Origin of the sequence: Nitrososphaera sp., from assembly GCF_050748925.1 — an archaeon.
Lineage (GTDB): Archaea > Thermoproteota > Nitrososphaeria > Nitrososphaerales > Nitrososphaeraceae > Nitrososphaera.
In genome coordinates, this window is the sequence record NZ_JBOGQF010000075.1 from 1 (window position 1) to 8,470 (window position 8,470).

The window sequence follows — 8,470 nt, forward strand, 5'->3', positions numbered from 1 at the left end:
GGCGTAGGATCGGCTTATACCTAGTGATAACGATAGTAACGGCAGTTGCTGTCGTTGTCATACTGGCAGCCTCGGCGTCAACCTCCGTGACGGCTATAACCCGGGACGGAACGCCGGGAGATGATATAATGGTTGGAAGGGAGGGCAATGATGTGCTCTTTGGCAAGGCTGGAAACGATGAGATTAGCGGCGGCCACGGCGACGACGTCTTGGGCGGCGATGATGGCAACGACCGGCTCCATGGCGGCGCCGGCAGCGACAGAATGTATGGTGGGAAAGGCGATGACGCAATGGATGACCCGAGTGCTACTGGTGGGCCGGAGAGTGACATTTTTGTGGGCGATGAAGGCAACGATGTCATGATCAACGGCGGCGACAATTCTGCCGCTTCAAACGGCGAACTTTTGCGTATGAACGGCGGCGCCGGCAATGACCGTATTGCAACTAGTCGTACGGGTCATGGTTATGTGTTGATGACAGGCGATGAGGGTGCTGACACTCTCATAACAAACATGCATGGGGCCCTATATGGCGGCGCGGGCCCGGACACTCTTGACGCATCAAATGCTGTTGATGCAGTTATTCTCGTGGGGGACAGCGGCAATGACATTCTCAATGGTAGCCCCCATTCCGACTGGATATGGGGTGACACCGGGGATGACAGGCTAGCAGGTGGCGCTGGTGCAGACTATTTCAACTGCGGGGCCGGCCTTGACATCATCACCGACTTTAACCCAAAAGACGGAGATGTAAAGCTCGATGACTGCGAGAAATACTAACTTGTAAAGGCTTGTATGCATTCGGCTATGAATTCGGTGGGACTTAATCTTTCCATATCGATGGGTTCACTTATCTTCTATTTAATGAGGGCTGATCTGCGAAAGCGAGCCGAATGGCCCGGAAATGTAGTCACCATCATTAACCTCGAGGCATCCGCCTCAGCATGATTGAGGGAAGTTCGATCCGGTGATCCGCAAACCTCTAGAGTGCTTTATCTAGATTCTATTAGTTGACTCCTGCTGCAAAGTAGGTTGTCAGGCATGAGTGCTGCAATTTGGTTGTTTTTACGCATCGCAGTGGCTATTTACCAATCTTGGCCTCTAAGTCTTCAAAATCGTTCTTGCAATAGAGCCAGCTCCGCTTTCAACCATCCCTTTTTTAGAAAAAAAATCAACCATTGTAAATTGGGACGGAGTCGTAGCGGGTGAAACCCGAATCTGTACAACAAATGAATTGCCATCCTTGCCGTCAAGTACTGATACGTCAACTCGTTCTCGGTGGCTTGTTACTCCCAACAACGGCAGGTAGGTAGTCATGTCTATGAGTCTAGCCTTTTCATCTACCTTCCAAACTTTGAAAGGGTTTGATTGCTTTAGCACATCAGCCAAGATCGTAAAAAGACGCTCAGGCAGTACCCTGAATACTCGAACAAAACTCTTTTCAGGTATATCACTGCCCAATGTTTAGGGCTAAGAAAGACAATTAAATAATTTAAGCTGCGTGCTTGAACCAGCGGCTGTCCTTGCCGTTTTCGCGCCTGTAAAGCGGCACAAGAATGAGCGTGGGAAGGGGGTATACCATTTTTATCGACAATGAGTAAAAATACAATCCCCCTCTTTTCCTCGTCGTTTTGTGCTGCTTTTTTGGTGTGCATAATCTACGTTAATGGGCTGACAAACGGCATAGCTGCTGGCGAATGTTAAAAAGAATCGTTAAGTCACCTAGTATAATGAGCTGGGTCCTACGAACTTTCCAAGTAGAAGTAAGCAATCAATGCCTAGTTGCTCTGATGGCTTATGATGATATGATGCTTGCAATGAAACAACTGGATTATACGAGGTTTTGGTATTCTGTGAATCCGTTCCTAATGGGAGTGGGAAATGTATCCAAATTGCTATGGAATAAGAAAGCCAAATTCAAATCTTTAAGAAAAGATCTTAGGGATAGTTTGTCGATTACAGATGCCTCTCCACTTTATGACAGAGATTTCAGAAACATTTACGAACACTATGATGAAAAGCTCGAAGTCGGGATTAAAGAATCAGATGGTAAGGGCATGGTAGACAGCATAATTACGCCATTCTTGGAAGACCTGACTATTGCGAAAAATAAAGGAAGAAAGAATATCCTTAGACATTATGATAATCCAAGAAAATACTGATGTTCAGAGGCGAAACATATGCCATCGAACCAGTAGTAAAAGAGTTAGAGATCCTGCTTTCCAAGGCAGAACATGAGTGCGCTAAGCCATTTACATCGGATTCTAAAATGGCGGAGATGTAATTGAAAAAAATTGCCTTGTTTTTTTATCAAGGCGTAAACTTGTCACGTTCGCAGGATCGGCCGCCCCTTGGCGCACATATGTTAAAGACAATAACTTTTCCCTAGTTAACAAGAATAGGATTTATTTTTGCGGGCCCATAGTTGCGGGCCCGATTGTCTATATGTGGAGCGGGAGAAGAGGGGGAGAGATAATATTTCTGTACTCTGGTGGGGAGGGTCGGTCGTTCTGGGACTTCGCAGAGGGGCCAAAAATACGCTTGTACGGGGGCCATAGCTGCAGCAGTGGAAGACGATTGGGGGCTTAAATATTACCCTGCAAATTATGCGCGGTCAGAGTTCTGAAAGGGACGACAGGCAAGTAGTTTTGCATTCCCCCTTGTAATGGAAGGTTGGCCCGTAAGAAATGGGCCCATAATTCCCATTTCACAGGATAGGGAAGAAAAAATGTGTAATTTTCTCGCCGCTATCCTTTGACCTGTCGTCTTAATCCTGTAACGAATTTATCGAATGATCTGAAGAGCATCATTGCAAAGGCCAATGCCAATATTCCCAACGATTTTGCATCCACATTCCATATTCCAGTTATCATAAAGACCAAAATGTTGATCAGAAGCACTATTCCTCCTGAAAAGGAGCTGCATTGCAGCACTATTCCTCCGATGACATTCCAATTGTATGTTGTTTCCCTCTGCTCTATACCCTTTGACCGCAAAACCTCTGGTTTGAACTTCAGCAACCAGACGAAGACGGCTATGTTTGTAGTTACGAATATTGTCACACTCAATATCGAAGATATCAGGAGCCAATCAAGCTGTAAATTTCCCACGACCCGCCATCCCAGTCTATCATTACCAAAGTCTGGTATTAAAACAATATGTTATAACATGTTAGAACATGTGCATAAACGTTATAAACGACATTCACGTCACCATTGATGCAAGAGACATGGTCAAGCGCGGCGGAAAGGAAGTTGTGACGGTAGAGATATTCAAAGACACGTACGACACGATGAAGTCCACCGCGGAAAAGATGCGGTGGAACACAAAGGAATACATCAACTCGGTGCTCTCCGAAGCACTCGAGCGCGACAAGTTCCTCCAGACGTACGCGCCCTACCTATCCCGGGTCGGGTACCAGGAAAACATACTTTTCATACGCGACGCAAAAAAGACAAAGACGGCCGAAGTCTTTCTCAAGGACAGGGCGCTCTATTGCGGCCTTTGCGAGTCAAAGGACTGCGTGCACATACACTATGCGTTTGTGCTGCCAGAGGTAGCCAAGATGTTCCTGAAGAGGCCGCGGTAGACACATATCCTTGCGAGCCGGATAGCAGCCGTTGGCGATTCTGCTTGGCACCTGCGGGTGGAGCTACCAGGAGTGGGTCGGGCTCTTTTACCCAAACAACAAAGTCGCCAAGCTGCCGTTTTACGGCAAGATCTTTGACACGGTCGAGGTAGACTCGTCGTTTTACAGGATGCCTTCAAAGTCGATGGTGGCAGGCTGGGCCAGGGCCACCGGGCCTTTTTTCAAGTTTTCATTAAAACTGCCAAAAACGATAACGCACGACAGGCGCCTCGTTGGAGCAGAGCGGGAGCTTGCCACATTTCTTGATGTAATACATCCGCTTGAAAAGACAGAGAAGCTGGCCTGCATGCTGGTGCAGCTGCCGCCCAGCTTCTCCTTTGACGAGATCGGCAGCCTGGAATCGTTCCTCGAGCAATTGCCGGTACACATGCACTTTGCAGTCGAGTTCCGCCACGAGTCGTGGAACAGAAAGGAGACCTGGGCGCTTCTGCAAAAACACGGCGTCGCAAACACGATAACCGATTCGCCGCTGGAATTCCTTGCCAAGCCGGTGGTAACGACAGACAGCCACGCTTACGTCAGGTGGCACGGCAGGGGAAAGCAGGTCTGGTTTGACTATACGTATTCAGAAGGCGAGCTGGAACCGTGGGCGAAAAAGCTGGAGGAGATATCCTCGAAAACAAAGACGACGTACGCCTACTTTAACAACCACTACCGCTCAAGCGCGCCGATAAACGCCCTCCAGCTTTTAGAAATGAACGGAACGATAACCGAGGCGCAGTCGGCGCTCAAGGAAAAAATCGACAAGCGATCGCGCAGGGCATCAAGAAGGACGAGGATAACAGACTTTGTCTAGCATTAGTTTTTCAAAAATAGGGCCTATAATCGCTAATTGCCGTATTAAGAGAATCTCTTTGAGTACATCTTCTAATAGAGATAAACTCTACAAGTGTTTTATTTACGGGAAATCCTCAACGGGCATGGAACGCGCAGGGTTTAACGCAAACAAGGACAGGTCGCTTGAAATAAAGTTCCTCGGGAGCACAGAGAAAGACCAGCAGCCAAAGGTGGCGCTTTATTCTATAGAAAAAGGAGCGATAAGGAAGGTCAAGAGCATTGAAGGCAACAAGATAATGCTGTCAGAGCTAGCGCGCTATGTAAAGGAGGGCACCATGGGCTTTGGGCCGGACGTCGACGAAAAAGAGATCAGCAGGGAGTCGCTTTCGACTTTCCGTTCGCAAAAGCTGAATGAATGGGCCAACACGGGCCTGATAGACATCGGGCCCAAGTGGCACGACTGGTTCTTCCCGATTGCCTGCGTCCACGGCGACGTCCACAAGTGCAGGCCGTGGCTGATAGACATCGCCGCGACCAAGGGCGTGTTCGCATCTTCTCTCAAGACCACTGCAAAGGTCGAGCCAAGGGCGTTTGCACCCTCGACGTTCTCCCCCGTCAGCGAGCTGGCGATACCGCATTTCCCAACGCTGTGCGCGCCTATATGCAACGCCATAGTCGAAGTCTACCAGAAAACGTGCTGCTGCCACTGGCCGCCTATAGACATCGACATCATTGACTGGCTGCGCGAGTGGATCGAAAAGTTCCCGCCAATCCCGGTCGACCCGTGGCCGCCGGGTCCGTTCCCCGGGCCGGGCCCCGACCCCGCGCCGTTTCGGGAGGCGAGAAACGCCAAGATAGCGCGGGCGCTCGACAGGCCCCTGCCCCTTGGCAACGTGCCGGAAAAGCTTGCGCAGGACGTCCACGCGATGTCCTTGATGACGGCTGCAGAGAGGGCCACATACGTCGAAGCCCGTGACTACCTGTCACCGATATTCTGCTCGTGCACCACTAAAAAGGTCACCGAGACGGCAGTCAGCGGGGACGGCGAGTTCAGCGCGTGCTTCAGGGCGCCGCTCGTGCCTTTTGGTTGCAGGGTCACCTACTTTTACAAGGTGAGGCAGTGGCAGGGCAACCAGTGGGTGTACATCTATGACGGGGCCACGGTCAACGAGTATTTCAAGGCGTCTGACGACGCGCACCTGAAGACCTGGAAGGGCATCGCGTGCAACCCCGACGGAGGCACCCCCAACCCGGGAGGCGAGTTTGTGATGCTGGAAAACATTGGCGTCATACCCAGCTGGAAGCTTGCAAGCCCGGCGCAGGACAGCGAATACGGCGTGGCGCCTCCAGTCGCAGCCGACGGCCTCGTGAACCACAACTATGCCGGCCAGCCGTGGGGCAAGACCCTGAGTTTCAGGCTAAAGTTCACCGAAGGGCTCAAGGCGCTTGGCGCAAAATACTACAGGGTGAGCGTGGCCAAGGCCAACGCGGCCGGCGACGCCACCAGCACGCCGCAGCAGCTCACCGGCGCCATAGCGTGGAGCAGGTGGAAGTGGGTCGGCCCGCAGCTGCAGACAGAGGCCGTCAGCCTGGGCCCAAACGTCGTCGGCGCAAACTCGGACCTCTACCTCATCCCATACGAGTCTGACGCGCCAGACGGCGGGTGGCTGTGGTTCCAGTTCCACCACGCGTGGAACACCGCTCTGCACGACAACGGCAAGCAACTCGTGATAGTTGAGGTGTTTGACGCGTCCGGCAACAGGATCAAGCCTGCAGGGGCGCCAGGATCCGGCAACCCTGTCGGCTTTACCTTCAGGAGGTGGGCCGACGAGACCAACACGACGGCAGTCAACTTTGCCGCCCTGTCGCACATGTTCCACGTCGACAACGTGTCGTGCTACGGCGACATCGTGGCCTTGCGCAAGAACGACCAGGCCGTCTCAGGCCCCTGCCTGTTCCTGCAGGGCTGCACAGGCGACAACTTTACCGTGCGGTTCTATGGGTTCCACGTGAACGGCTTTATGCACAGCTACAACCTGTGGGCCGTCAGGGGGCTCAACGACAGCAGCATCGCAATCGAGAGCGGGACCTCCAATGCGCCGTCGCCGATTCCCGCGGTGCTGAGCGCGGGCAATGCCAAGGCCGCCACCAAGACCTTTGGAGAGATGCTCGGGCCGCACCAAAAGTGCGCCTTTGCAATCGAGCTGAGGGTCTATCCAAAGCACACGAACGGCATGGGCATAATCCACGAGTACGGCATGGGCGAGACGGCTGCGGTCGCACTCGAGCAGGTCCCGTGCGTCGAGCTTGGCGGGATGCCCCGGATCCCGGAAAAGATAGAGCTGCCCATGTAGGGCACTCTTCTTCATTTTTTCTTATAGAACGAGATTACAGAAAATGTATATCTTTTCCGGAATTAGAATCGCGCATGTTACAGCTGGGCAAGTTGCAGATAGCGTCAATAGGGATTGCGTCGATCCTGGCAGCGTATGCAGCGGCTGCGTCTTTTGCGTCGCAGGGCGTTGTGGGCCAGGGGGTGCCAGAGATGCAGTACGCGGACGCGGCAAATGTGGACTATTTTCTGAAAATAGAGGGCGTGGATGGCGAGTCAACTAGCGCAAAGCACAAGGGCGAGATAGAGATACTGTCGTTCAGCTGGGGCGTCAGCCAACAGGGCAGCTCCGGCACCGGCGGAGGTGGGGGCGCAGGAAAGGCAACGTTCCAAGACATCTCGTTTGTCAAGAACCTGGACAAGTCGTCGCCGCTGTTATTTGTCAAGACGGCCACCGGCGAGCACATCAAGGAAGTTGTCCTGACAGGAGAGATTGCAGGCAAGAGGGGCGAAAAATTCCTAGAGATCAAGATGAGCGAAGTCCTGATAAGCTCGTACCAACAGAGCGGCAGCGAAGGCGGAGTGCCTACCGACACCTTTAGCCTCAACTTTGCCAAGATCGAGTTCAAGTACTATCCCGTGGACAAGAGTGGCTCGCTCGGCGGACCCGTGACTGGAGGATGGGACCTCAAGGAGAACAAGGAGGCCTAGCCTCCTCTTTTTGTTATCGCCCGTATGCAAAAGCTACATCCATGATTTTCAACATTTATCTTGCAATACTTCAGAAAATCCTCTATTAATACAAAATAATATAGTTTTATCATAAATCTATAAGGCAATGCTTAATAATTTGATGCGGTATTACTTTGCATGAGCCATGTTTTTGAGGACAAAGCGCTCGGCCTGAAACTAAAGGGATACATCATCGTTCCAAACGACGCGCTAGAGACTGCCATTGCAGTCCATACAATTGACATTACAAAGTCCATTCTGGCAGAGCACCCGGAAGTGGTGGACGTCTGGCTTGAAAGGCTGCACAGGGAATACATAGACAAGAAAAAGTCGTGCGAGTTTGACAGTGACCCGGTCGCGTGCTTTAACCTCTCGCTGTACGAAGAATTTGAAAAGCACTTTAAGAGCTGGAATGACGGAGGGCTTGTCGCGATATCTCTCCCCGGCGACAGGACGATAAGGGTGAGCAAGAGGCCGCTCTTTTCAGTGTCAAGGACCCCGGCTGAAACCTGCGACGTATGCAGGCTGTCGTTTGGCTCGACAAAGGAGCTGGTAAAGCACTACAGGGAAAGGCATCCGGCGATGATAGAGAAAGTCACGATACCCATCTGACGCTCACTCGCGGTTCAGCTTTTCAAGCGACTGGCCGCACGTCCGCATCCCAAAGATAGCTACTGCGGCAGCTGCAAACGAGAACGCGGCTATCCCCGACATCATAGTCATAAAGCCCGCAGGCTGCAGGGTTATAAACACAAACGGCGCAACCGCAGCGAGGCCCCTGCTGCCGCCTTCCACGATGCCGGCGGCAGAAGACCGGACGCGGGTTGGAAAGCTCTCGGCGGTATATGTCAGGAGGGCGGTGACTATCCAGGCGTTTGCGAAAAACGCGATAAAGCCGGCAATCACCAGGCCGCCATAGTCGCCGACGAGCAGGCCCCGCAGGACAAAGCCTACGCTGAGCATAAAGCCGGCTATGGCAAC

9 protein-coding genes and 1 pseudogene are annotated in these 8,470 nt (G+C 52.1%); 7 read left to right on the forward strand and 3 right to left on the reverse strand.

Going from position 1 to position 8,470, the window contains the following annotated elements; genetic code table 11:
• A partial coding sequence (locus ACREAY_RS07440) for a calcium-binding protein (protein ID WP_431755137.1) occupies positions 1-779 on the forward strand: 779 nt, incomplete at its 5' end.
• Between the two features lie 321 nt (positions 780-1,100).
• On the opposite strand, the gene ACREAY_RS07445 is transcribed toward ACREAY_RS07440, so the two are convergent.
• Complete coding sequence (locus tag ACREAY_RS07445; RefSeq protein WP_431755138.1) at positions 1,101-1,460, reverse strand: hypothetical protein; 360 nt, start codon at positions 1,458-1,460, stop codon at positions 1,101-1,103.
• Positions 1,461-1,729: 269 nt separating this feature from the next.
• Between ACREAY_RS07445 and ACREAY_RS07450 the strand changes: the two genes are divergently transcribed.
• Positions 1,730-2,161 carry a hypothetical protein gene (locus ACREAY_RS07450; protein ID WP_431755139.1) on the forward strand — a complete coding sequence of 144 codons (432 nt, stop codon included), beginning with the start codon at positions 1,730-1,732 and terminating at the stop codon, positions 2,159-2,161.
• 585 nt (positions 2,162-2,746) lie between these two features.
• On the opposite strand, the gene ACREAY_RS07455 is transcribed toward ACREAY_RS07450, so the two are convergent.
• On the reverse strand, positions 2,747-3,061 hold the full coding sequence (locus ACREAY_RS07455) for a hypothetical protein (protein WP_431755140.1): 315 nt from the start codon (positions 3,059-3,061) through the stop codon (positions 2,747-2,749).
• A 116-nt stretch (positions 3,062-3,177) separates the two neighbouring features.
• Between ACREAY_RS07455 and ACREAY_RS07460 the strand changes: the two genes are divergently transcribed.
• The 5 genes from ACREAY_RS07460 (at position 3,178) to ACREAY_RS07480 (ending at position 8,101) form a co-directional block, all read left to right on the forward strand.
• Positions 3,178-3,588: a hypothetical protein gene (locus ACREAY_RS07460; RefSeq protein WP_431755141.1), complete on the forward strand. Its 411-nt coding sequence runs from the start codon at positions 3,178-3,180 to the stop codon at positions 3,586-3,588.
• Positions 3,589-3,619: 31 nt separating this feature from the next.
• Entirely contained in the window at positions 3,620-4,444 is an 825-nt protein-coding gene (locus tag ACREAY_RS07465) for a DUF72 domain-containing protein (RefSeq protein ID WP_431755142.1), read from the forward strand.
• Between the two features lie 124 nt (positions 4,445-4,568).
• Positions 4,569-6,779 (forward strand): hypothetical protein, encoded by a 2,211-nt coding sequence (locus tag ACREAY_RS07470; protein WP_431755143.1) that lies wholly within the window; start codon positions 4,569-4,571, stop codon positions 6,777-6,779.
• Between the two features lie 74 nt (positions 6,780-6,853).
• The gene (locus ACREAY_RS07475) at positions 6,854-7,468 is read left to right on the forward strand and encodes an Hcp family type VI secretion system effector (protein ID WP_431755144.1); all 615 of its coding nucleotides are present in this window, start codon (positions 6,854-6,856) and stop codon (positions 7,466-7,468) included.
• Positions 7,469-7,627: 159 nt separating this feature from the next.
• The gene (locus tag ACREAY_RS07480) at positions 7,628-8,101 is read left to right on the forward strand and encodes a hypothetical protein (RefSeq protein WP_431755145.1); all 474 of its coding nucleotides are present in this window, start codon (positions 7,628-7,630) and stop codon (positions 8,099-8,101) included.
• A 3-nt stretch (positions 8,102-8,104) separates the two neighbouring features.
• Here the strand turns inward: ACREAY_RS07480 and ACREAY_RS07485 are convergent.
• Positions 8,105-8,470 (reverse strand): annotated as a pseudogene (locus ACREAY_RS07485) (hypothetical protein); the annotation flags it as partial.

Coding starts and splice junctions, on each gene's coding strand:
- ACREAY_RS07460 (WP_431755141.1), top strand. CDS start 3,178: ATGTGCATAAACGTTATAAACGACATTCACGTCACCATTGATGCAAGA.
- ACREAY_RS07450 (WP_431755139.1), top strand. CDS start 1,730: ATGAGCTGGGTCCTACGAACTTTCCAAGTAGAAGTAAGCAATCAATGC.
- ACREAY_RS07475 (WP_431755144.1), top strand. CDS start 6,854: ATGTTACAGCTGGGCAAGTTGCAGATAGCGTCAATAGGGATTGCGTCG.
- ACREAY_RS07480 (WP_431755145.1), top strand. CDS start 7,628: ATGAGCCATGTTTTTGAGGACAAAGCGCTCGGCCTGAAACTAAAGGGA.
- ACREAY_RS07470 (WP_431755143.1), top strand. CDS start 4,569: ATGGAACGCGCAGGGTTTAACGCAAACAAGGACAGGTCGCTTGAAATA.